Below are 21267 nucleotides of genomic sequence, written 5' to 3'. Positions count from 1 at the left end.
CTTGGATTTTTCTGAAGATTTATACCCGTAAATACTCAGTTTTATCCCCCAACCAGCGTTCGATATGCCGTTGCGCCAAATCGGGATAGTCATTAAGCATTTCATTTGCCGTGGCCTGCGCCGCTGCGAGTAATTCGCCATCTTGTTCCAGATCGGCGAATCGCAACATCGGCACCCCGCTCTGACGCGCACCGAGGAATTCGCCGGGACCTCTTAACTGCAAATCTTGACGAGCGATTTCAAAACCATCCGTGTGTTCAAAAATGATTTTGAGCCGCTTGCGGGCAATTTCCGATAAAGGCTGCTGAAATAACAGAATACAAATGCTGGCCTCCGATCCGCGCCCGACACGGCCGCGCAATTGATGCAATTGCGACAATCCCATGCGCTCGGCATTTTCAATCACCATCAGCGATGCATTCGGCACATCCACGCCCACTTCGATTACTGTCGTGGCGACTAATAATTGAATTTCTCCTTGCTTAAACGATGCCATCACTGCGGTTTTCTCCTGGGTGGCTAAACGCCCATGTACCAAACCGACACTTAAATCCGGAAATATTTGGCTCAAGCTTTCATAGGTTTCCATCGCTGTTTGCAGTTGCAAGGTTTCTGATTCTTCGATCAGCGGACACACCCAATATACTTGTTTGCCCTGCTGGCAAGCATGCTGAATGCGCATGATGATTTCATCACGGCGATTGTCTGCGATTAATTTGGTCACGATCGGCGCCCTACCTGGAGGAAGCTCATCAATGATCGACACATCCAGGTCGGCAAAATAACTCATCGACAACGTGCGCGGAATCGGTGTGGCGCTCATCATTAATTGATGCGGTACCGTATTGGGTAGCGCGCCCTTCATACGCAACGCCAAGCGCTGGTGCACGCCAAACCGGTGCTGCTCATCAATGATCGCCAGCCCCAATTGATGAAATATCACTTGATCCTGGAACAAGGCATGCGTGCCCACCGCAAGCTGCGCAGCACCCAGTGCGATATCATCCAATGCCGCTTGCTTTTGTTTCTTCTTTTGGCTGCCGGATAACCAAACAACTCTTATCCCTAATGGATCAAACCAAGCCGATAATTTCTGGAAATGCTGTTCGGCAAGGATTTCGGTCGGTGCCATCAGTGCCGCCTGGAAACCATTCTCAATCGCTTGCAAGGCAGCCAATGCAGCCACGATTGTTTTGCCGCTGCCGACATCGCCTTGTAACAAGCGCTGCATGGGATGGGCGGCAGCCAGATCTCGGCTGATTTCAGCGGATACTTTGATTTGTGCAGCCGTCAGTTCAAACGCAAGCTGCTTGAGCAGCGCTTTTGCCAGCTTATTTTTTTGCGCCAGCACCGGAGCGGCATGGCTGCGCCGCTGCCGGTAGTGTAAGTGCATCGATAATTGCTGCGCCAGCAACTCATCAAACTTAATACGCTGCCATGCCGGATGCGTACGCGCTTGCAAAGCTTCTACCGAAACATCGGGAGGCGGATTATGCAAGCACATCACACTCTCCTGTAAGCCTGTCAGCCGGTATTTTTGGATGATCTTTTCAGGTAACGTCTCGGTCAAAGTTTGTGTTTTTTGTGCATCTTGCAAAACTTGCCCGATCAGCTTGCCTAAAATCTTCTGTGTCAGTCCCGCCGTGATGGGATAAACCGGTGTCATCGATTCGGCCAGAGACTCGCTTTCACGAACGATGCGACATTTGGGATGCACCATTTCCGCACCAAAGAAACCCGTGCGAATCTCACCCAGCAGCCGCACACGCTTCCCGACTGCATAGGTTTTTATCTGACTGCCGTAGAAATTCAGAAAGCGCATGACCAAGATGCCACTGCTGTCTTCAATCTGGCAAACCAATTGTCGCCTGGGACGAATCACCACTTCGTTATGAATAATCACACCTTCGACCTGCACCACCTGCCCTGGCGGCGCATCACTGATTGGATACAAATGCGTTTCATCTTCGTAACGAATCGGCAGGTGCAGAATCAAATCCAGTTCATTGTGAATACCCAAACGGGACAATTTTTCCTGCACATTGGCACTAACAATCATTGCGCTATCGGGTCATGCGACAGTCGACGATTATTTCAATATCTACGGTTGTAAAACCATAACCGCATCCATTTCCACCAACGCACCCCGTGGCAACGCTTTGACACCGACTGCTGCACGTGCGGGGTAAGGCTGAGTAAAATAGCCGGCCATGATCTCATTAACCAGTGCAAAATTATCCAAGTCTGTCAGGAATATATTTAATTTCACAATGTCACTTAAGCTACCGCCACTGGCTGTTGCCACAGCTTTCAGGTTTAAAAATACCTGCTGAATTTGTGCATCAATTCCGATTACCATCTGCATACTCACTGCATCCAACCCAATCTGACCGGATAAATAAACCGTATCGCCGCCACTGACCCGAACTGCCTGTGAATAGGTACCGATTGCTTGCGGCGCATCTGCGGTTTGGATGATTTGCTTACTCATTTTTTCTCCTGATGAATTTATTGAATACTTTTTTGTTATAGTAGGTACTACTGAACAAAGCCTTCAACGCTTTATTACGCTATGATGCAGTGAACTTGAGCGCATTTCAACCGGTTAATTCCTGTTTGTCTGCATAGCATCCCCTCGGACAAGCATTTTATTAAAACTTTTATTTGAATCTTTGATGCAATGCAAAAACTGATTATCCAGGGTGGCATACCACTGCATGGCGAAATTACCATCTCAGGTGCAAAGAATGCTGCACTACCTGTTTTGTGTGCCGCGCTTTTAACCCAAGAATCCTTAAAAATAAGCAATGTCCCGGCTTTGCAAGACATTACCACGATGTTGTCATTACTCAAACAGATGGGAACAAGTATCACAGCACATAATGCATCAGAAGTCGTGCTGTCAGCAGATAAGCTGACCAATCTTACCGCTCCGTATGAAATGGTTAAAACCATGCGCGCAGCAATTCTGGTGCTTGGTCCGCTACTTGCCCGCGCCGGAGAAGCCAATATTTCATTACCGGGCGGTTGTGCAATCGGTTTGCGACCGGTTGATCAGCATATCAAAGGGTTGCAAGCTATGGGCGCGGAAATCAGTATCAAACATGGATATATTCATGCCGTGGCGAAAAAACTGCATGGTGCACGCATTGTATTTGATATTGTCACCGTCACTGGAACAGAAAATCTAATGATGGCAGCCACATTAGCGGATGGCACAACCCTTCTGGAGAATGCCGCACGCGAACCGGAAATCGTTGATCTTGCCAATTGCTTGACAGCAATGGGCGCAAAAATTCATGGCGCTGGCAGCGACATCATAACGATTGAAGGTGTGTCTTCGCTCCATGGTGCAGAACATACTGTAATGCCAGATCGAATCGAAACGGGAACTTTTTTAGTTGCGGCCACAGCTACCGGGGGCGAAATTCATTTAAAGTACACCCATTCTCACTTACTTGATGCTGTCCTGGACAAACTGACCGAAGCTGGCGCTCAGATTGATTCCGGTGAAAATTGGATTCACTTAAAAATGTCCGTAAAACCCAAATCGGTTAATTTACGTACAGCTCCCTACCCGGCCTTTCCAACCGACATGCAGGCGCAATTCATGTCCTTGAATTGTATTGCCAGCGGAACTGCCATCATCACTGAAACTATTTTTGAGAACCGGTTGATGCATGTACAGGAATTAAAGCGCATGAATGCCAATATCGAAGTGGAAGGTAACGCTGCCATTGTGTATGGTATTTCCCAATTGGATGGCGCACATGTTATGGCTACCGACCTGCGGGCGTCGGCCAGTCTGGTGATTGCAGGATTGATCGCTCAAGGTGAAACCGTAATTGATCGTATCTACCACCTGGATCGCGGTTATGAAAATATTGAAGGGAAATTATCTGCACTGGGTGCGCAAATCTGCCGCGCAAGCTAGAAAATCAAAAAGGCCTTTGTAGCTAACAAAGACCTTTTGATGCGTTGACAGCGTTAAATCATCAATCACGCTGATTGATAAAATTCCATTAAAATTTCGGTTGCTTGTAGCTGACAACAACGGTAGCAATTTTCTTATTTAATCCCATTACCGGAACAACCAGAATTTTTTTGCCATCGACATCGGATTTAACAGTTACCTTCTGGAGATTAAGAATTTCCTTCGGAAATAATTCCACGCCTTTTGTTTCTTCCAGTCGTTTATCCGTTGAAACCAGCAATTGACCATCATCACCAATCAATACAACCCTTTCGGTATCTTTCATTTTGACGATTTCACTTAAATATTGATCAATTTGATCAATATTGTGGCGAATCAACTCACCCCGCACTGCCCAGGACAGGACCTGACCAAAGCGCTCTTCTTCCTTGGTATATTGCTGATCAGCGTATTCGCGGGCTTGCTGTGTAATCAACACGCGTTCGCCTTCGAGTTTCTTGGCCATATCAGATTCCACTTTACTCACAGCAATAGTTTTCCAAACCAAAATTACCACAATGACGCCTACGAGCATCACAGCATACTTAGCAGGAAACTGCATGGTAGGAATTTTAGCCAAAATCTCAAATTTGGCGCTTAACATTGAAAAAAAAGTATTAACTGCAGATTGTTCATTCTGGTTTTGTTTGTTCCGATCCGTCATGGATAACTCCTTGTGTATTTATGGGTAGTAGGGGAAAGCTCGAATTATCCACTAATCCTTCGGGAAGGAAAAGTGGCGTGTATCAATTAAATTTACTCGCAGCCGCTGCACTTAAGATTAAATCTGAAGTGATCATGGTTCTTATGATTTTGTATTTACAAACTTGGCAGATAACATTCACCGTGCAAAAAAATTGCACTACCGCAAAATGACCGGCTATGCATTTATGTTTTATAATCGATGCTTCTCACGGCAGGAAATAAGGGATTATAGCAACACAATGGATAATAACTCAGTATTAGAAAAAGAAAATAATAAAAAAAACTGGTCTGGACGGTTCAATGAGCCGGTCTCGTCACTTGTGGCACGCTATACCGCCTCTGTCGGTTTTGATCAGCGGCTGGCCGAATATGACATTCAAGGGTCGCTGGCTCATGCACAAATGCTTGCAGAGCAAGGAATTATCCGTAATGAAGACTTGCTGGATATCCAGCAAGGCTTAAATCAAATTCGTGATGAAATCCATAATCAGCAATTTACTTGGTTGCTGGAACTGGAGGATGTGCATTTAAATATTGAAAAACGATTGACCGCTCTAGTCGGCGATGCCGGCAAACGATTACACACCGGCCGGTCACGTAATGATCAGGTTGCTACTGATATTCGATTATTTTTGCGCGCTGCAATTGATGAAATTATTGAGTTAATCAAAGCCATGCAGCGCGCTTTATTAAATCTGGCGGAACAGCATATTCATACCGTTATGCCAGGTTTTACGCACCTCCAAGTAGCGCAACCTGTTTCCTTTGGCCATCATCTGATGGCTTATTTTGAAATGTTGAAACGCGACATTGGACGATTAACTGATTGTAGAACACGCGTGAATCAATTACCGCTGGGAGCAGCAGCGCTGGCTGGTACCAGCTATCCGATCAATCGTGAACGGGTTGCAGAAATACTGAGTTTTGATGGGATTTGTGAAAACTCATTGGATGCTGTTTCAGATCGGGATTTTGCCATTGAATTTACCGCCTGTGCAGCCCTGATCATGACCCATTTATCCCGCATGTCGGAAGAATTCATTTTATGGATGAATCCATCGTTCGGTTTTATTCAATTGGCCGACCGGTTTTGTACCGGTTCTTCGATCATGCCGCAAAAAAAGAACCCGGATGTACCCGAGCTGGTACGCGGCAAAACCGGCCGTATCAATGGCCATCTGGTTGCCCTGCTGACCTTGATGAAAGCACAGCCACTCGCCTATAACAAGGATAATCAGGAAGACAAGGAACCGCTTTTTGATACCGTCGATACATTGACCGATACGCTACGGATCTATGCCGACATGCTCACCGGTGTTCGTGTCAACCAAGAAGCCATGCGCCGCTCAGCATTGCGTGGTTATGCCACGGCCACTGATCTGGCCGATTATTTGACCAAAAAAGGCATTCCTTTCCGCGATGCACACGAGATTGTGGCGAAAGCAGTGCAGTATGCGGAACAAAAAGATTGCGATCTCGCTGATCTTGATCTGGATACATTACAAAAATTTTCTCCGCAGATTGAGTCCGATATTTTCGCTGTGTTGACACTGGAAGGTTCTATGCAAAGCCGCAAACACACTGGCGGAACAGCGCCCGAGCAAGTACAGAGAGCAATTAACCAGGCCAGACAGTGGCTATCCTGAATATGCACCCCAGTTGCTTTTGAAGAGGCAAACACATGCATGCTTGGGATCAAATCGGCACACAAATTTCCACAACTAATGGTAGTCCCTTCAAGATAAAAGACACCCGCCCAATCAGCGGTGGTTGTATTAATCAAACCTATTGTATTGGTGATGGCACACAACATTATTTTGTTAAGTTGAATTCACCCGGCAGTCTTGCGATGTTTGAAGCGGAAGCTGCCGGTTTAATGGAAATTCATCAATCGCACACTCTACGTGTTCCGCTACCCGTCTGTTATGGTCATAATGATCACGCTGCCTGGCTGGTTCTGGAATTTCTGGATTTTAATACTGGCGCTCGTGGCAAAGCATCCGGCTTGGGCATACAGCTTGCCGCCATGCACCGCACTGTTGCCAAACAATTTGGCTGGATCCGTGATAATACAATCGGACAAACTCCGCAAATAAATACCGCTTCTTCCGATTGGCTAAACTTCTGGAAAATGCATCGCTTAGGCTATCAATTAGATCTGGCCAAGACCAATGGATTTAACGGAAAACTGCAAAAATTAGGAGAGCAATTATTAATCGATCTGGATGAATTCTTTTCGGGTGTAACACCATCCCCATCACTTTTACATGGCGATCTCTGGAGTGGCAATTATGCCTATGATGGATCAGGGAATCCGGTACTGTTTGACCCCGCCGTATATTACGGCGATCGTGAAGCTGATATTGCCATGACTGAGCTTTTTGGCGGCTTTCCAGCCGATTTTTATTCTGCTTACCGATATGATTATCCGTTGGATTCCGGGTATAATGTTCGCAAAGTTGTGTATAACCTCTATCATATTCTTAATCACTTGAACCTTTTTGGTAGTAACTACCGCCACCAAGCCGAACAAATGATGGAGCGATTACTTGCTGAAATTCGTTAATAAAAATATTGGATAAAGTTGTCTGCTAAAAAATCATGCAAAAACTCTCTCACAGTTTTCCTGAATTATTCTAGTTACTATAACCATCCATGACCAAGTATGTCTTTGTGACCGGTGGCGTTGTTTCTTCTTTGGGTAAAGGTATTGCCGCCGCATCCCTAGCCGCACTGCTTGAGACACGTGGACTTAAAGTGACGATGCTTAAATTGGATCCGTATATCAATGTCGATCCTGGCACGATGAGTCCTTTTCAACATGGTGAAGTTTTTGTCACGGAAGATGGTGCTGAGACGGATCTCGATCTGGGTCATTATGAACGTTTCATCAGCACCCGTATGACCCGGCATAATAACTTCACGACGGGTCAAATCTACGAAAGTGTTATTCGCAAAGAGCGGCGCGGCGATTATCTCGGCGGCACGGTACAAGTCATTCCTCATATCACGGATGAGATAAAACGCTATATTCAAGCAGGCGTTGGTGACGCACAAGTTGCGATTATCGAAATCGGCGGCACGGTCGGTGACATCGAATCACTTCCGTTTCTGGAGGCAATCCGGCAAATGGCTGTGCAGAATCCACGCACGGATACTTGTTTCATCCATCTCACTTTACTGCCTTATATCGGCTCAGCCGGTGAGCTAAAAACAAAACCCACTCAGCATTCTGTCAAGGAATTGCGGGAAATTGGTATCCAGCCGGATGTATTACTATGCCGTTCAGATCGTGAAGTACCTAAGGAAGAGCGCCGGAAAATAGCGCTATTTACCAATGTACAGGAAGAAGCGGTGATATCTGCAATCGATGTAGATAGCATATATAAAATCCCGGGCTTGCTACACGAGCAAATGCTCGATGAAATCATCTGCCATAAATTGAATATCCTGGCCAAACCGGCCGACTTAAGTGTTTGGAAGAAATTAGTTTACGCACTGGAACATCCCAAATGTACCGTTACCATTGCATTAGTCGGCAAATACGTTGATTTAACCGAATCGTATAAATCTTTGTCCGAGGCCTTGATCCACGCGGGCATCCATACTAACAGCCGGATTATTATCAACTACATAGACTCCGAGACTATCGAAAAGGAAGGGACGGACAGTCTAATCAATATGGATGCAATCCTGGTTCCCGGCGGTTTTGGCAAACGCGGCGTGGAAGGCAAGATCATGGCCATCCACTTTGCCCGTACCCACCGTATTCCGTATCTGGGTATTTGTCTGGGGATGCAACTGGCGGTCGTTGAATATGCGCGCAACATGACCGGGATGAAAGGCGCGCACAGTACTGAATTTAATCCGGATACCCCATACCCGGTCATTGGATTAATTACGGAATGGCGTACCCGGGATGGGCAAGTTGAAACAAGAGATGAAAATTCTGACATCGGCGGCAGTATGCGCTTAGGTGGTCAGGAATGTATTTTGAAAAAGAATTCATTAGCTTGGAAAACGTATGGTGCGGATAAAATTACTGAACGTCACCGTCACCGCTATGAAGTCAATAACCTTTATATCCCAAAATTAGAAAAAGCAGGACTTTGCATCGGCGGCTTATCCAAAGAAGAAAGCCTGTGTGAAATGATAGAACTTCCGGAAACAGAGCATCCATGGTTTCTTGGTTGTCAATTCCACCCGGAATTTACTTCCACACCACGACAGGGTCATCCGCTATTTACATCCTATATTCAGGCAGCCATCAGCTTTCACAACAGCCGCCAGAATACAGGGGATGAAAAAATACATGCGGTTCTGAATAAGTAACAATATAGCAGCAGAAATATCAGAAATAATAATCATTAAATAACAGGGAAAATGTAGCATGAGCGCAATCGTAGATGTTATCGCCCGCGAGATTCTTGATTCTCGTGGTAATCCAACCATTGAAGCAGATGTACTGCTGGAATCAGGCATATTAGGTCGCGCTTCTGTTCCTTCCGGCGCGTCTGTTGGAACCCGGGAAGCCGTTGAACTGAGAGATGGGGATGTGCAACGATACTCAGGTAAAGGTGTGCTCACAGCAGTGGAAAACGTTAACACCGAGATTTCTGAAACATTAATGGGTTTGGATGCTGTCGACCAAAGCTTCATTGACCAAGCACTGATCAACCTGGATGGCACAGAAAATAAATCCAGGCTTGGCGCCAATGCAATTCTTGCGGTATCTCTCGCCGTTGCCAAAGCCGCTGCCGAAGAATCCGGTTTACCGCTGTATCGTTATCTGGGCGGCGCCGGTCTGATGTCCATGCCCGTTCCTTTAATGAACTTGATTAACGGCGGTGCACATGCCAACAACAATATCAACATGCAGGAATTTATGATTGTTCCGCTGGGGATTTCAAATTTTCATGATGCTATTCGTTGTGGAGCAGAAGTTTTTAGCGCATTGAAAAAGCTCATCAACGATAAAGGCATGCCTACAACCGTTGGCGACGAAGGTGGATTTGCTCCCAATCTGGAAAATAATGAAGCAGCCCTGCAATTAATCGTACAAGCCATTGATCTGGCCGGGTATCAGGCAGGCCAAGAAGTCGCGATTGGCCTTGATTGTGCCAGCTCGGAATTCTTTCAGGACGGCAAATATCATCTGGCATCGGAGGGCCTGCATCTGACTTCCGCGCAATTTGCTGATTACCTCGCATCATGGGTAGATAAGTACCCGATTATCAGTATCGAAGATGGCATGAGTGAGCATGATTGGGATGGATGGGAGATACTGACTAACAAACTGGGTAAATCGGTTCAATTAGTCGGCGATGATATATTTGTTACCAATTCAAAGATTCTGCAAGAAGGCATCAAACGGGGCATTGCCAATTCCATCTTGATCAAGGTTAATCAAATTGGCACACTGACTGAAACACTCTCAGCCATTGAAATGGCAAAATGTGCCGGCTACACCGCGGTCATTTCACATCGCTCCGGAGAAACCGAGGATACCACCATCGCTGATATTGCAGTTGCAACCAATGCATTACAAATAAAAACCGGCTCGTTATCCCGTTCCGACCGTCTCGCCAAATACAATCAGTTACTGCGGATTGAAGAGGATATGGGAGACTCAGCAAATTATGCTGGCCGGAGAGCTTTTTATCAACTCAAATAATGAAGCTCTTGAGTTTTATACTGCTGTTACTGATTGCCGCAATGCAATATCCCTTATGGTACGGTAAAGTAAGCTGGCTTAAAGTCTGGCAGGTCGATCAAGATGTTGTTGCGGCGCGTGAAAATAATCTAATACTGCAGAATCGCAACAACAAGCTTGAGGCTGAAGTAAATGACCTAAAGCAAGGTCTTGAAGCTATCGAAGAACGTGCCCGTAGCGACCTGGGCATGATCAAGGAAGGCGAGATACTTTTTCAGATTGTCAGAAATACACCATCCAAACCTGCGCCATAATCTCGCACTACTCGATCTACCCAGTAGTGACCAAAGAACGTCCATCGGCGAATTTACTCTGTATCATTTCCGCACTTGCTTTCAGAAAATTCCGGGTTCATTTAAACACTTCAAGAAATCCGGTACCTAAATTATTAGGTTGAATGATCGCTGGTAGACAATCTGAACAACATTCAGTCAGCAACCTAATCAGGCAAATTCAAATATAATCCGCTTGAAAAGTGACAATTAGATCACATATCCACACTAGCTTTGTTTTGGATTTTATTGACACCATGGAGTAAAAAAATGAAAAGAATTATTCTTTTTTTAGCAACTAATTTGGCCATTATTGTTGTTCTTAGCATTACATTGCGACTATTTGGATTTGAAAGAATTCTAGACGAACAAGGAACAGGTCTGGACATCAATTCCCTATTACTGTTCGCATCAGTATTTGGATTTGGCGGCTCGTTTATGTCGCTTGCCCTGTCAAAATGGACAGCAAAACGATTTACCGGTGCACAAGTCATTGAAATGCCGCGTAACGCGCAAGAGCATTGGCTAGTCACCACCGTGCAGCGGCAGGCCAAAATAGCCGGTATCGGTATGCCGGAAGTAGCCATTTATGATGCGCCGGATGTCAATGCTTTTGCCACGGGGATGTCAAAAAATGACGCGCTCGTCGCTGTCAGTACCGGGCTTTTAAATACCATGAGCCAGGATGAAGCTGAAGCCGTTCTGGCGCATGAAGTCAGTCATATCGCGAATGGAGATATGGTGACATTGGCGCTGATTCAGGGTGTTGTCAACACATTTGTGATCTTCTTGTCGCGTGTCATCGGCCATACGATCGATCGTATTGTTTTCAAAACAGAAGAAGGTCACGGCCCTGCTTTCTGGGTTACTACTATCATTGCCGAAATCGTACTGGGTGTCTTGGCGAGTATTATTGTTATGTGGTTTAGCCGCCAACGCGAATTCCGTGCCGATGCCGGTGGTGCCAGCCTGGCCGGCAGAAACAAAATGATCGCTGCATTGCGGCGCTTACAATTAACTCACGAACAGGCACATTTACCGGATCAGCTTGCCGCTTTTGGTATTTCCGGAGGGAGTAGTGGACTCATGCGCTTATTCATGTCACACCCGCCGCTGGAAGAAAGAATTGCAGCACTTGAGATGCAACGCTAGATCACTGCACTACGCTCTGTGAAAACGCCATATCGTCGCACTGGTATGGCGTTTTCATTCTCTGAGTTAGATAAAAAATACATCCCTGCCAGAACGCAGGAATGTATTCTTTGAAAATTCTGTTGTTATTCTTGAAGATAGCAAACCGATTAATAGGAAGTTTCCCTGGAGAAATCTTGCCAGATAAAAGGGGGATTAACCGATGGTTTGGTTGGAATAAAAAAAGTGGCTGCATCAAGCACACCCACCAAACTACGACCGACTGTATGCATGATACCCATTGCCACGCCAATTGTAACACCATAAATTGGCCCCTCTTTCTGGCTGGTTAAAATAACGTTCTTAGGTAACTCCACCCACCCAGTAACCGCATTAGCAATACCACTTACAAATTTCTCGCTTGAGTTACCAAAATAACTGTCAGCAGCAACCGCATGAGACGAGAAAAGGAAAAATATTGAAAATATTAAAGATAATTTAGCAACCATTCTTCTCATCAGAAAAACTCCTTTATTCGATTTTAAAATTAAATTTCTGTTTTCAGTTAAGTTAAGAAACGAACAGAAATTTATTCGAAGTTTACCCCTTCATATCTAAACAAACAATTCATGATTACACAGCTCAATTAACTATTGCGTAACATCTCGACAACCTTAAGTCCAAACATCCAAAAATAAACTTCATATTTCACAAACTTTCTAAAAGAAATCAATATTGATGTCGATATCCTTTCTCATATCGTAACAGACCGGTTTTGTTAGCAACCTGCAACCAGATTTATGTCATTGAAGGGGTATTAGCATATGGAAGGACTTATCGTTGAACCATCCCGAACGTATCAAAAACTTCTATCGTCAGCGATTGAGTCTGGCGGACTTGAAACAAAGCAGGTTTCAACCGGTAACGAAGCCCTGACATTGCTTAAGCAACAGCCTTTTGATCTGGTATTTATTGCCATGCATCTGCAGGATATGGATGGTCCAAAGTTTTCATCGCATCTGCGTGCCGATTCCCGCACCCGGCAAATACCGCTGGTTATGGTTACTTCAAATGAAGATAAAGAATTATTAGACGAGGCATTCTCAGCAGGCGTAACAGAAATATTTGCCAAACATGAGCTGGATAAAATCACCAGTTATGCTGCTCAGTTTTCTAGAAAAAACGGCAGTAAAACAATGTCTGGAAATATCTTGTATATTGAAGACAGTCTGTCAACTGTAAACTTAACATCGGCAGTGTTAAGAGACAACGGTTATACCGTCGATCATTTTGCTACGGGCGAAGAAGGGATAGAAGCGTTCCAGAAAAATGCCTACGATTTGGTGCTGACCGATATATTACTCAAAGGCAAATTAAACGGTCAGGGTACTGTCAAAGCACTGCGACACCTTGCTGAGGATAATAAAAAATATGTGCCCTTATTGGTGTTCTCGGTGCTGGATGATACCGCACACAAAGTAGAGTTGTTGCGCTTGGGAGCCAATGATTACGTTACCAAACCACTAATCCAGGAAGAATTGCTTGCAAGAGTCAGCAATCTAATTACCAGTAAGAAGTTATTGGATAAGACAGTCACACAGCAAAATGTCATGCAAGAATTGGCAGTAAAGGATCCATTGACCGGTTTATATAATCGCTACTTTATGATGGAAGCTATTTCATCAAGATTGCGCGAAGCAATACGTCATAATATTCCCTATAGCCTGATTATAGTGAATATCGATAAATTCAATCTAATCAATGAGAATTACGGTCACTTAACGGGTGATTTGGTCTTGAAAGAAATCGCTTCCGAATTAGTTAAACCTACTCGCAAAGAAGATATCGTCGCGCGTTACGATGGAGAAGAGTTTGTTTTGTTACTGTCCCACTGCAATATTTCTAATGCAACGATCATTGCAGAAGAAATACGGGAATCCATTGAAAATTTGCGTCCATCAGACCTGAATGTAACCGCCAGCCTTGGCGTCGCAGAGATGCAAGCGGATTCGACTGAAAGTTTCCCGGAATTATTTAAAGCCACCCACGATGCGATTAATCAAGCAAAATCAAATGGCGGCAATCGAGTCATTGCACGCTACCGATAAAAACATCTGATTGTTCATAAGCCTCACTATGCGGAGTTCAGATTCTGCATAACCATTGCATGGCTTTCAATATAACGTTGGTGTTTCTTTTCTTTAATGGTATTGATATGAACCAGAATCAAGGCATCGACGCAGTTCGAGAAACTGGGATCAATATTAAATCCTAGAAACTCGCAACCGCCCGGCTGGCATAGCTCCACATATTGCTTATAGAGTACCGGAACCTTCACGCCGAGTTCATCCATTCTTTCTTTCAGAATCGTATAGGCTTGTTTATATTCAATTTCATCCGCAACCTTCTTGAATGGTGCAAAATCCTCACCCCGTTCAAACTCAAACGGCAGTCTGGGTTTAGCAAGTAGCTCGTCTTTACCGAAAAGTTCTGTATAGAAACCTGCAATCACCTTTTGTGCCGGTTCAGGCAGGGAAGTACTGAGCGAAACCGGTCCAACCATATAACGTATCTCCGGGTGCTGGTACAAATAAGCGCCAATCCCATACCAGAGATAATCCAGACTGCGCTTTCCCTGGTATCGAGGTTGAATGAAACTACGCCCCAGTTCGATGGAATGTTCAAGATAAGGCTTAAACGCAGGATTAAACTCGAATAAGCTATGGGTGTATAGCCCTGATTCTCCATGCTCCTTAAGAATTTTTGCGGCTTCTCCAATGCGATAGGAGCCGATAATTTCCAGCTCGTCTTCGTCCCATAGAATCAAGTGCCGGTAATAGCGATCATAACTGTCAATATCCAACGCATTGCCGGTGCCTTCTTGCACCTGCCGGAAAGATAATTCGCGCAACCGGCCAATCTCACGCATCACACTGGAGTTCGGCATATAGTCAAACAGATAAATATGCTTACCATCCTGGGTTTTGCCGATCAGTTGCGAAGCTTTCAGCTCCTTGCGGATTGATTGGGTGCGGACGGGGTGGATAATATTTTCAATCGGCTTAAACAGTTCTTTTTTCTTCTTTTTGCCTAACAAATAGACCTGTTTGCGCATCAATTTTGTAATGGCTTTTTTAGACAAATCCATTGCCGCAATGGATTCCCATGGGATCGGTTTACCAATCCGGAATGAAATTTCACTGCCCTGCTGGTTGAACATCTCATTCACCAGCATCATCGTACCCAACGGTTTGTAGAGGCTTGAAAGTCCGTAAAAAAGTGTTGAATTTTTACCACCAATATAAACCGGAACAATCGGCGCTTTGGTTTTCTTGGCCAGCGATAAAAACCCGGTTTTCCACTTACCATCACGAACACCCAGCGGGCAAATACGCGACACTTCTCCGGTCGGAAATAGAATAACGGCCTGTTCCGCTTCCAGTGCTTCAACAATCTGGTTCAAATTGTCACGATGATTCGCGGATTCCGCTAAATTATCCACCGAGAGAAACAAGCTTTGCAGCGGATCAATACAGTTCAACAAGGTCGTTGCGACAATCTTGACGTCGGTTCTGATTTCCGACACCAGCTTAAGCAACGCCAGCCCATCCAGAGAACCCAGCGGATGATTCGCGACAATCAACACCCGGCGCTGATCAGGGATGCGCGCGCGATCTTTGCTGGAAACCTGAAAGCTAAAATTAAAATGTTCCAGCACCGCATCGTTGAACTCCAATCCTTCCAAATGCCGGTGTGTTTCAATGAATGCGTTGATTTCTTTCTGATGGAATAGCTTCTTCAAGACCGAAGCAGCAGCCTTCATCAGCGGCTTATCACTCGTCTCATCCGTATTTTGAAAGTAATCTTTCAGTAAGATATCCACATCAAGCATAATTCCGCTCCCAGCATAGCAATTGAATGCTGATAAGATAGAGGGTCAATGTGACAAAAGAATGACGTCAAATATTTTCTTTTTTTGATTTATTGACCTATTATCTGTGGAGCACAGCAAACTCTAACTTGGTAACACAATGATTGATATTAAATCCCGCTTGGATACAATCAACAGTCTTCTGTCTGAGGGAACTAAGAAAAGCCTAACCTATGCAGCTTTAGAATGTAGATTGACGATTGAGCTGATTTGCTACGAAAGACTCAAGATATCATATGATTACATATCTCATGCTGATTTAAAAAAATGGCAACCTAGAAATGTAATAGAACAAGTCGCTGAAGAAGCAAATGAAGACGTAGCAAGTACTTTTACAATATCAATATCCACGACTCCTGCAACCGAAGGCTCAGAACCAAAGACTCAAGAAGATTATGAAGCGTTAAGTTATGTGCCAATAGGAACACAAGCAGGGTTCAATATCAGAAAACTAGGAAAACTGTGGAATGCCCTATCTAATGTCGCATTACATGTAAGCCTTCCTGAACAAAAGAACGATCAAATATCTATATATGGAGATATAGATTCAACAAAATCAAAAGTTATTGAAGTGATTGAGGAATTAAAGAAGTTTAAAGATGGCAATCTAATCACCTCGGGGTTTGGGAAAGAGTATTCTTTTGAATGCAATACTTGTGGCACTACATTGAAAAGAAAATTAAATCTATTGAAAAACGGGCAAGTCATAAATTGCATATCGCCATCATGCCAAGAAAGCTACAATATCTATATACAAGGTGACCAAGCTTTTCATAGTAGACGAGTTTTTGAAACACCTTGCAACGAATGCAATTCAAACGTTCAGATCCCTCAAAGACAAGTGGAGAAGCTACGTTTTGGTCAATCTCCGCTCCTCTTAGATTGCGAATCGTGTAAAACACCACTGCATATTGAACTTGTACCCTGTAAGAAAAACACATAATTCGTATTGTAAAGTACCATTAACCAAAACACATTGCGGTGGCAACGCTCAAAGCATTTTTCCTCACATAAGTTACGAACATACAAAAGCACGTCGACGAAAATCGGCAAATATTTATGGAGACATGGAATGAATACATTAGCAGTTGAAACATACGCTTTGACGGAGAATGTCGAGTTTACCGATGACGATATGATCGTATCGTTGGTGGACGGCAGAAGAATTATGATCCCGTTAGTGTGGTTTCCTCGATTGGCGGCTGCTACAAAAAATCAGCTAACGAACTACGAACTTCTGGGTGATGGTGAAGGTATCCATTGGCCGGATATCGATGAAGACCTCAGCGTGGCTGGCTTGCTGCGCGGAGATCATAGCGGCATCATATAACTACCGGGCATTAAATATTCTGGACAGGCTGTTGCAATTTGTTATCCTACTTGCATGAAAGTTAATGAAATATTGAGAATACTGAAACAAGATGGCTGGTATCTTGTCACAATGCGAGGAAGTCATCGTCAATTCAAGCATCCAATCAAAAGCGGCCGCGTAACTGTATCTGGGAAACCTGGCGATGATTTAGCACCGGGCACTTTGAATAGCATACTCAAGCAAGCAAAACTAAAGGAGTAATTCATGCGTTATGCAATCGTTGTCGAAAAAGCAGAAAATAACTACTCAGCCTATGTGCCCGATTTGCCTGGTTGCATCGCGACCGGCTCTACCATTGAAGAAACAGAGCGGGAAATTCGTGAAGCAATTGGACTGCATATCGAAGGGATGATCGAAGATGGTTTGCCTGTACCACAACCAACAAGTATCGTTCAGTATATTGAAGTTGCTGCCTGAGTTATTGCTTAATAGTGCAGAGCATAATAAAACCACATTACACTCAGCCGGAATATGGTTGGCTCTTCGGCTGCAACTTAAACACCAGTCTGCAGATCAAACCACTGCTTAATGACATGCGCCAACCACTCCGGCTCATCCAGCGGCAAATCATGACCGGCCGTCTCATGTTGCATATAGCTGGTTTGCCAAGTTTCCGCCAATTTCAGACTACAACAATAATCCACCAAACGATCAGCCCGACTGGTTACAACAAGTATGGGTTGCTGTGGTTTGTCCGTGATGGAAAACTTTGCAGCAGCCAGGAATTGGTTTCTAGCGCTAGCTGTTGATACCGGATTTTGTTGTTGCCACTGCTGCCAGGACTCCAGCAGCTTGTTGTCATGCGGGTGACGATTTGAAGTCAAACTCAGAATATCCGCTTCCTTTTGTGCAGCCGAATGAAAAATCATTTGGATGACTTGAGGGTAAACCGTCCAGCTCAAACGATGGTAAAACGGTGATAATGGTCTTGCGCTGGTGTTGATCAGAACTGCCGCTTCCACTTCGTCCGGATACCGCGTCATCCAATCCATCGCGATCATCCCGCCCATGGAAAGTGCGATCAATCGGATCGGTTGGTTTGTATTGATTTGCAGGCGTAATGCTTCGGTCATTTCCGCAATAGTTTCTGGACTGGTAGCCTGATGCAACCAGCCATTTCCTGGAACATCCGGTGTACTGATCATGGCGCAGGGAAATTGCTGTTGCAGACTTCCGGTAAATTCTCCCCAGTGCCGTGCTTCACGCAGTAACCCCCGAATCAGTACGAAATGCTCGCTATCCATCATGAATACCACAGCGCCCGTGCTTGTTGTTCCAATCCCGGCATCTCGCTTTGGTTGAGCCAATTTTGATACGATAAGGTCGCGTGCAACAAAAATTCCATCAGGATTAAATGGCTCCTCAATACGCGATTCAGCCGGTGTGGTTTGACCGGGTGATACAAACCCTGCAATCGGCGCAATTGCAGCGGATTTTTGCGAATCCACCGCCACGAGCCCATTTCAAGGGTTAATGGCAAGAAAACATTGTTGCTCGCCAACGATTGTTGATAAAGAAAATCCCACAGATCACCATGAGTCAGATAATGCTGTGATTGCGGCTCAAACAAATAATCCTGATGCGGATAAGTCTGCATAAAGAGCTCGCGCAAGTAATAAACTTCTTTGAGATGTTTAATTGGTTCAAGCCGGCTTTTGGCATAAGGAAACCAAATTTGATTGCGAAAACCAAATCCGGAATGACAATCCAAGACCAAGCTGAACGGTGCAGGTAAGACTTCCTGAACAATAAAATCGCACAGTGCTTGCGCTTCCGGTTGCATGGCTTCACCGGATTTGCCCCGATACCACGGCAACACCGATGAAATCCGGTGCCCCCCAGCCAGCCAGATGGTTTTTTCATGACTATCCACCGGCGCATTGCGCATGAGATCGACTCCCTGCCCATTGGCACGCGTAGCGTTCAGCATGCCGACCGGATTGACGATGGGGAGAATGTTGATCCGCACCCGTTGCAAAATATCAGCCAGGACCCGGTCCCATTTTAACCGTTCGAGCAGACTTTCCAGAAAAGCAATGACTACTTGCGTACCAATGCGTTCCAGACCATGGATGCCGGCAACATAAGTCACACACGGGATATCTTGTGCAGTATTCCCGAGTGTCAGCGCGTAAATTGGTAGCAGGCCATCATCACAAGACACCTGGCAAAGCACTTTACTGTGTAGATGTACATTATTATCCTCCTGAATAATCGCTTCAACTTGTTGCAATTCAGGTAATGATTGTTTCAGGGCGGGTGTGGCGTGCATTGTGTATTAAAGTGCTGCTACTGTAAAAAATGGATCTTACTGGAATATGCTCATTCGCATCAAAGAATCATTGCAAAACTCCCCCTACTGTCTTTTTTAATAAATACTTCATGAATATTTAACAAATACTTCAAAGAAGCTTAACAAATGCTCTTTATGCTGTCATGCCATCACTAATCCAATTAAAAGGCATGTATGGTGAAGAATAAAGCTCCTATCAAAGTAAGAAGTGTGTGGATTTCAGATGTTCACCTCGGATTTCGCGGTTGTCAGGCAGACGCGCTGTTGCATTTCCTGCATTCGGTTGAAACCGATTATCTTTTCCTGGTTGGCGATATTGTCGATTTCTGGAGTATCAAAAAGAGTCCTTACTGGCCGCAAGAGCATACCAACGTGGTCCGGTCTATTTTAGGCAAAGCCAAGCATGGCACTAAAGTAATTTACATACCGGGAAATCATGATGAAGGGATGCGGGATTGCATCGGTCATGTATTCGGTAATGTTGAGATTCATCAAGATTATGTGCATACCACCACCGAAGGTAAAAAACTGTTGATAATGCATGGCGATGAGTTTGATGTCATTGTCAAGAATAGCCGCTGGCTTGCAAAATTGGGGAATGTCGCTTATGACACCCTGCTGGATCTGAATCATTATATTAATGGCATGCGAAAGTTCTTCGGATTTTCTTATTGGTCACTCGCGGCCTACTTAAAATTGCGCGTTAAAAATGCGGTCAGCTACATCAGCAGTTTTGAGGATGCATTGGCACATCTGGCAAAAGATCGCGGTGTCGATGGTGTCGTCTGTGGCCACATTCACCATGCTGAATTAAGAGAAATCAATTCGATCCTTTACTGCAATGACGGCGATTGGGTAGAAAGCTGTTCTACTTTGCTGGAACATAACGATGGATCGTTGGAGTTGGTATTCTGGTCTGAGCGGTTTGAGCAATATAAAAGCCTTTTGCAAGAAGAATTATTGGCCAGTAGAAAGGCAGCTTAAAACAATTTGGAACATTCACTGTTACCCAAAACGGTTTTAAGCCTGGACGGTGGCGGCAGCCATCTGCTGATTCAATTAAGCGTTTTGGCATGTCTGGAAGAGGACACCGGCGCTTCAACCTATGATCTCTTTGACCTGATCGCCGGTTCTTCCTCGGGCGGATTAATCACCTGCTTGATTTTGGGGCGACGTTTAAGCGCAAAAGAAATCATTCAAAAGGTTTTACAAGAAAGATTGCTGGATAAAATGATGGCGGAGCACTGGTTACGCTGGTTATTCAGTAAGCTGCAACTTCATCCCAAATTCAAAGGTGACTCGAAAAACCTAACCCTACAAAAGGAATTGGAGAATCTGAGGCTTTCGTCACTCAACAAACGGATATTTATTCCTTGTTTCAATCTGGATCAGGATCAACTGGAAGTTTTCACCAATGACAGTCAAACGGATTTTTTGTTAAGCGAGATAGCCGATGCCTGCACCGCTGCACCATCGTTCTACCCGCCCGTGCAAATGCAAGATGGCAACTGGCGAATCGATGGCGGTGTTGGCATGAATAATCCCGGCTTAAGCGCGTATCTTCATGCTAAGCAATACTGGAAAGATTATGAAATAAAAATGCTCTCCATCGGATCGGGCTGGCGCAGTTTTGCAGTAAGCGGTGCCAAAGCCTGCGGATATGGCGGTGTGCAATGGTCGGCGAAAGGTATCGCTTCGATCATTCTCAGAGAGAAAATGATGGCGAATGTCAGAATGACCGAAGAAGTTTCCTGATTAGAAAGATTCTTCAGCTTGCCGGAGCCAACGTGCCGGGCGAGGCCCGATAGTGGCTGCAGCGACGAGTAGACGTAGAGGAAGCATCTCAAGATGGAAGCGCCGGTTGAAACGGTAAACAA

At 44.9% G+C, this 21267-nt stretch carries 21 protein-coding genes; 14 read left to right on the top strand and 7 right to left on the bottom strand.

What is annotated here, in order from left to right; genetic code table 11:
- Window positions 1-19 precede the first annotated feature (19 nt).
- Complete coding sequence (gene recG / locus QZ942_RS05020; protein WP_292993593.1) at window positions 20-2059, bottom strand: ATP-dependent DNA helicase RecG; 2040 nt, start codon at window positions 2057-2059, stop codon at window positions 20-22.
- 42 nt (window positions 2060-2101) lie between these two features.
- Window positions 2102-2491 (bottom strand): Rid family detoxifying hydrolase, encoded by a 390-nt coding sequence (locus QZ942_RS05015; RefSeq protein ID WP_292993592.1) that lies wholly within the window; start codon window positions 2489-2491, stop codon window positions 2102-2104.
- Window positions 2492-2680: 189 nt separating this feature from the next.
- Between QZ942_RS05015 and murA the strand changes: the two genes are divergently transcribed.
- Window positions 2681-3934 carry a UDP-N-acetylglucosamine 1-carboxyvinyltransferase gene (gene murA / locus QZ942_RS05010; RefSeq protein WP_292993591.1) on the top strand — a complete coding sequence of 418 codons (1254 nt, stop codon included), beginning with the start codon at window positions 2681-2683 and terminating at the stop codon, window positions 3932-3934.
- An 88-nt stretch (window positions 3935-4022) separates the two neighbouring features.
- Here the strand turns inward: murA and QZ942_RS05005 are convergent, their stop codons facing one another.
- The gene (locus QZ942_RS05005) at window positions 4023-4637 is read right to left on the bottom strand and encodes a hypothetical protein (protein ID WP_292993590.1); all 615 of its coding nucleotides are present in this window, start codon (window positions 4635-4637) and stop codon (window positions 4023-4025) included.
- Between the two features lie 280 nt (window positions 4638-4917).
- Here QZ942_RS05005 and argH point away from each other — a divergent pair, with 280 nt between their 5' ends.
- From argH to htpX, 6 genes are all read left to right on the top strand, one after another.
- Window positions 4918-6324 carry an argininosuccinate lyase gene (argH, locus tag QZ942_RS05000; protein WP_292993589.1) on the top strand — a complete coding sequence of 469 codons (1407 nt, stop codon included), beginning with the start codon at window positions 4918-4920 and terminating at the stop codon, window positions 6322-6324.
- Between the two features lie 35 nt (window positions 6325-6359).
- Window positions 6360-7244, top strand: coding sequence for a fructosamine kinase family protein (locus QZ942_RS04995; RefSeq protein WP_292993588.1), 885 nt, complete (start codon window positions 6360-6362; stop codon window positions 7242-7244).
- Window positions 7245-7333: 89 nt separating this feature from the next.
- Complete coding sequence (locus QZ942_RS04990) at window positions 7334-9010, top strand: CTP synthase (protein ID WP_292993587.1); 1677 nt, start codon at window positions 7334-7336, stop codon at window positions 9008-9010.
- Between the two features lie 58 nt (window positions 9011-9068).
- Window positions 9069-10352, top strand: a complete 1284-nt coding sequence (gene eno, locus QZ942_RS04985) for a phosphopyruvate hydratase (protein WP_292993586.1) — start codon at window positions 9069-9071, stop codon at window positions 10350-10352.
- Entirely contained in the window at window positions 10352-10645 is a 294-nt protein-coding gene (gene ftsB, locus QZ942_RS04980; protein WP_292993585.1) for a cell division protein FtsB, read from the top strand. Before eno ends, ftsB begins: the two co-directional genes overlap by 1 nt.
- Before the next feature lie 288 nt (window positions 10646-10933).
- A complete protein-coding gene (gene htpX / locus QZ942_RS04975; RefSeq protein WP_292993584.1) occupies window positions 10934-11815 on the top strand; it encodes a protease HtpX in 882 nt (293 codons plus the stop codon).
- A 149-nt stretch (window positions 11816-11964) separates the two neighbouring features.
- On the opposite strand, the gene QZ942_RS04970 is transcribed toward htpX, so the two are convergent.
- The gene (locus tag QZ942_RS04970; RefSeq protein ID WP_292993583.1) at window positions 11965-12312 is read right to left on the bottom strand and encodes an exosortase system-associated protein, TIGR04073 family; all 348 of its coding nucleotides are present in this window, start codon (window positions 12310-12312) and stop codon (window positions 11965-11967) included.
- Window positions 12313-12618: 306 nt separating this feature from the next.
- On the opposite strand from QZ942_RS04970, the gene QZ942_RS04965 reads away from it, so the two are divergent.
- Entirely contained in the window at window positions 12619-13902 is a 1284-nt protein-coding gene (locus QZ942_RS04965; RefSeq protein WP_292993582.1) for a diguanylate cyclase, read from the top strand.
- A 26-nt stretch (window positions 13903-13928) separates the two neighbouring features.
- On the opposite strand, the gene QZ942_RS04960 is transcribed toward QZ942_RS04965, so the two are convergent.
- Complete coding sequence (locus QZ942_RS04960; protein WP_292993581.1) at window positions 13929-15686, bottom strand: lysophospholipid acyltransferase family protein; 1758 nt, start codon at window positions 15684-15686, stop codon at window positions 13929-13931.
- A 139-nt stretch (window positions 15687-15825) separates the two neighbouring features.
- On the opposite strand from QZ942_RS04960, the gene QZ942_RS04955 reads away from it, so the two are divergent.
- The 4 genes from QZ942_RS04955 to QZ942_RS04940 all read left to right on the top strand — a co-directional run bounded on the left by QZ942_RS04955 (window position 15826) and on the right by QZ942_RS04940 (window position 17514).
- On the top strand, window positions 15826-16668 hold the full coding sequence (locus QZ942_RS04955; protein WP_292993580.1) for a hypothetical protein: 843 nt from the start codon (window positions 15826-15828) through the stop codon (window positions 16666-16668).
- A 129-nt stretch (window positions 16669-16797) separates the two neighbouring features.
- Window positions 16798-17055, top strand: coding sequence for a DUF2442 domain-containing protein (locus QZ942_RS04950; protein ID WP_292993579.1), 258 nt, complete (start codon window positions 16798-16800; stop codon window positions 17053-17055).
- A gap of 54 nt (window positions 17056-17109) precedes the next feature.
- The gene (locus QZ942_RS04945) at window positions 17110-17298 is read left to right on the top strand and encodes a type II toxin-antitoxin system HicA family toxin (protein WP_292993578.1); all 189 of its coding nucleotides are present in this window, start codon (window positions 17110-17112) and stop codon (window positions 17296-17298) included.
- 3 nt (window positions 17299-17301) lie between these two features.
- Window positions 17302-17514, top strand: a complete 213-nt coding sequence (locus QZ942_RS04940; RefSeq protein WP_292993577.1) for a type II toxin-antitoxin system HicB family antitoxin — start codon at window positions 17302-17304, stop codon at window positions 17512-17514.
- Between the two features lie 77 nt (window positions 17515-17591).
- Here QZ942_RS04940 and QZ942_RS04935 read toward each other — a convergent pair whose 3' ends face one another.
- Window positions 17592-18404, bottom strand: coding sequence for an alpha/beta hydrolase (locus tag QZ942_RS04935; protein ID WP_292993576.1), 813 nt, complete (start codon window positions 18402-18404; stop codon window positions 17592-17594).
- A complete protein-coding gene (locus QZ942_RS04930) occupies window positions 18341-19369 on the bottom strand; it encodes a M14 family zinc carboxypeptidase (RefSeq protein WP_292993575.1) in 1029 nt (342 codons plus the stop codon). The genes QZ942_RS04935 and QZ942_RS04930 overlap by 64 nt, the downstream gene beginning before the upstream one ends.
- Window positions 19370-19564: 195 nt before the next feature.
- Here QZ942_RS04930 and QZ942_RS04925 point away from each other — a divergent pair, with 195 nt between their 5' ends.
- Complete coding sequence (locus tag QZ942_RS04925) at window positions 19565-20374, top strand: UDP-2,3-diacylglucosamine diphosphatase (RefSeq protein ID WP_292993574.1); 810 nt, start codon at window positions 19565-19567, stop codon at window positions 20372-20374.
- A gap of 6 nt (window positions 20375-20380) precedes the next feature.
- Window positions 20381-21145 carry a patatin-like phospholipase family protein gene (locus tag QZ942_RS04920; RefSeq protein ID WP_292993573.1) on the top strand — a complete coding sequence of 255 codons (765 nt, stop codon included), beginning with the start codon at window positions 20381-20383 and terminating at the stop codon, window positions 21143-21145.
- The last annotated feature ends 122 nt before the right edge of the window (window positions 21146-21267 follow it).

The organism is Nitrosomonas sp. (genome assembly GCF_021731985.1).
Taxonomy (GTDB): domain Bacteria; phylum Pseudomonadota; class Gammaproteobacteria; order Burkholderiales; family Nitrosomonadaceae; genus Nitrosomonas.
Note: the sequence above shows the minus strand (reverse complement) of the source record. Positions and strands in the feature narration are given on the sequence as shown.

Coding starts and splice junctions, on each gene's coding strand:
- QZ942_RS04945 (WP_292993578.1), top strand. CDS start 17,110: ATGAAAGTTAATGAAATATTGAGAATACTGAAACAAGATGGCTGGTAT.
- QZ942_RS04930 (WP_292993575.1), bottom strand. CDS start 19,369: ATGCACGCCACACCCGCCCTGAAACAATCATTACCTGAATTGCAACAA.
- QZ942_RS04955 (WP_292993580.1), top strand. CDS start 15,826: ATGATTGATATTAAATCCCGCTTGGATACAATCAACAGTCTTCTGTCT.
- QZ942_RS04925 (WP_292993574.1), top strand. CDS start 19,565: ATGGTGAAGAATAAAGCTCCTATCAAAGTAAGAAGTGTGTGGATTTCA.
- ftsB (WP_292993585.1), top strand. CDS start 10,352: ATGAAGCTCTTGAGTTTTATACTGCTGTTACTGATTGCCGCAATGCAA.
- QZ942_RS04965 (WP_292993582.1), top strand. CDS start 12,619: ATGGAAGGACTTATCGTTGAACCATCCCGAACGTATCAAAAACTTCTA.
- eno (WP_292993586.1), top strand. CDS start 9,069: ATGAGCGCAATCGTAGATGTTATCGCCCGCGAGATTCTTGATTCTCGT.
- QZ942_RS05005 (WP_292993590.1), bottom strand. CDS start 4,637: ATGACGGATCGGAACAAACAAAACCAGAATGAACAATCTGCAGTTAAT.
- QZ942_RS04990 (WP_292993587.1), top strand. CDS start 7,334: ATGACCAAGTATGTCTTTGTGACCGGTGGCGTTGTTTCTTCTTTGGGT.
- recG (WP_292993593.1), bottom strand. CDS start 2,059: ATGATTGTTAGTGCCAATGTGCAGGAAAAATTGTCCCGTTTGGGTATT.
- QZ942_RS04960 (WP_292993581.1), bottom strand. CDS start 15,686: ATGCTTGATGTGGATATCTTACTGAAAGATTACTTTCAAAATACGGAT.
- murA (WP_292993591.1), top strand. CDS start 2,681: ATGCAAAAACTGATTATCCAGGGTGGCATACCACTGCATGGCGAAATT.
- argH (WP_292993589.1), top strand. CDS start 4,918: ATGGATAATAACTCAGTATTAGAAAAAGAAAATAATAAAAAAAACTGG.
- QZ942_RS05015 (WP_292993592.1), bottom strand. CDS start 2,491: ATGAGTAAGCAAATCATCCAAACCGCAGATGCGCCGCAAGCAATCGGT.
- QZ942_RS04940 (WP_292993577.1), top strand. CDS start 17,302: ATGCGTTATGCAATCGTTGTCGAAAAAGCAGAAAATAACTACTCAGCC.
- QZ942_RS04995 (WP_292993588.1), top strand. CDS start 6,360: ATGCATGCTTGGGATCAAATCGGCACACAAATTTCCACAACTAATGGT.
- QZ942_RS04970 (WP_292993583.1), bottom strand. CDS start 12,312: ATGAGAAGAATGGTTGCTAAATTATCTTTAATATTTTCAATATTTTTC.
- QZ942_RS04950 (WP_292993579.1), top strand. CDS start 16,798: ATGAATACATTAGCAGTTGAAACATACGCTTTGACGGAGAATGTCGAG.
- htpX (WP_292993584.1), top strand. CDS start 10,934: ATGAAAAGAATTATTCTTTTTTTAGCAACTAATTTGGCCATTATTGTT.